At 67.5% G+C, this 788-nt stretch carries 1 protein-coding gene; it reads right to left on the bottom strand.

Going from position 1 to position 788, the window contains the following annotated elements:
* Positions 1–788, bottom strand: a 788-nt coding sequence (locus tag EN906_RS35880) for an autotransporter-associated beta strand repeat-containing protein (protein ID WP_206529284.1), incomplete at both ends; no start/stop codon positions are given.

The following is a 788-nucleotide window of genomic DNA, read 5'->3' as shown; positions in this document are numbered from 1 at the left end:
TTCTTGGCCAGCGTGGTTGCACCGCCGGCGCCGTCGGCGATCGCCCCGCCCATGATGTTGAGCGCGGTATTGGTGCCGCCGAGCGCGATGGTGCGCGGGCCGCTGCCGGAATAGGTAACCGCGGCCGTGTTGCTGAAGACGACGGCGCCCGTGCCTGAGGATTCGATGAAGCTGGTGCCGGCCGAGAGCGTGAACAGCCGGTCAGTCGTGTCGCCGCTACCGGTGTAGCGCAACGTCGAGCCGTTGCCGATCACCAGATTGGCCGCCGCGTTGGACGAGGCGCCGATGCTGCTTGCCTGGCCGCCATTCGCCAGCTTGCTGACGCCGAGCACACCGCCATTGATCGTGGTGATGCCGGCGTAGCTGCTGTTTTGATTGTTGAGGATCCAGGTGCCGGCGCCGTCCTTGGTCAGCGAGGTCACGCCGGCGCCGTTGTTGGTGATCTGTGCGGCAAGGCTGTTGTTGCCGGTGTTGGTGCCGCCGAGCGCCAGCGTCTGGCTCGTGCCGAGAGCCGAGAATGCGATCGCTCCGGTATTGGTGAAGGCGATCGCGCCGGTGCCGGAGGATTCGAGCCGGCTGCCGGCCGAGGCGCCGAGCGTGAACAGGCGATCGGTGCTGTCGCCCGTGCCGACATATTGCAGGGTGCCGCCGGTGAGGACGAGGTTGGCCGCAGCACTGCTCGATGCGCCGATCGCGCTGTTGACGCCGCCATTGGCCAGGCACGAGACCTGCAGCACGCCGCCTCTGACAGTGGTGCTGCCGGTATAGGAGCTCGCGCAGCCGCTGAG

It is taken from the genome of Mesorhizobium sp. M7A.F.Ca.CA.004.06.1.1 (genome assembly GCF_003999135.1).
Classification (GTDB): Bacteria; Pseudomonadota; Alphaproteobacteria; order Rhizobiales; family Rhizobiaceae; genus Mesorhizobium.
This window is presented reverse-complemented; position numbering and strand designations above follow the sequence as displayed.